The sequence below is a fragment of the Streptomyces sp. WM4235 genome, assembly GCF_001279725.1.
Lineage (GTDB): Bacteria > Actinomycetota > Actinomycetes > Streptomycetales > Streptomycetaceae > Streptomyces.
The window spans coordinates 1-638 of record NZ_LGDE01000247.1; the positions used below are offsets into that span (position 1 = coordinate 1).

1 protein-coding gene is annotated in these 638 nt (G+C 74.1%); it reads left to right on the forward strand.

Annotated elements, in window-relative coordinates:
• Positions 1–48 precede the first annotated feature (48 nt).
• On the forward strand, positions 49–543 hold the full coding sequence (locus tag ADK55_RS18160) for an SDR family oxidoreductase (protein ID WP_267887350.1): 495 nt from the start codon (positions 49–51) through the stop codon (positions 541–543).
• Positions 544–638 lie beyond the last annotated feature (95 nt).

Below are 638 nucleotides of genomic sequence, written 5' to 3' on the forward strand. Positions count from 1 at the left end.
TGTCGGGCGGAGCCCCTTTCGCCGAACGCGGGGGGGGCGGGGGCCAACATAACCCTCACGGGCACCTGGTTTATGACCCGCGAGTCCGCCCGCCGCCACCTGGCGGCGGGCACCCCCGGCTCGATCGTGAACATCGGCGCCTCGTACGCGTGGACCGGCGGCCCGGGCTTCGCCCACAGCACCGCCGCCAAGGCCGGTGTGAAGAACCTCGTGGAGACGCTGGCCGTCGAGTGGGGTCCGTACGGCATCCAGATCAACGGCCTGGTCCCCGGGCTGTTCCCGCACGCGGACATGACCGAGGACATCCGGGGCGGACTGGACGCCGCCGCTCCGGATGACAGGGACGGCCGGCAGCCCGCGCTGCGGGTCGGCGCGCCGCGCGAGCTGGGCTGGGCGGCGACCTTCCTGGCCTCGCCTTACGCCCGCTTCGTCACCGGTCACACCCTGGTGGTCGACGGTGCGAACTGGCAGCGGCGCTCGCTGGTGAACCCCGAAGTGGTTTCGATCCGGACCCAGTTGGGGCGCGGGCCGTTCAGGCCGTGAACCGATCGGCACCGACGGCCTCGGCCGGTCGGGTCGCCGGCGCCCGCCGGCCGCGCGCACCCGTCATCCTCCCGTGAAGTGCGGCGGGGGGGGGG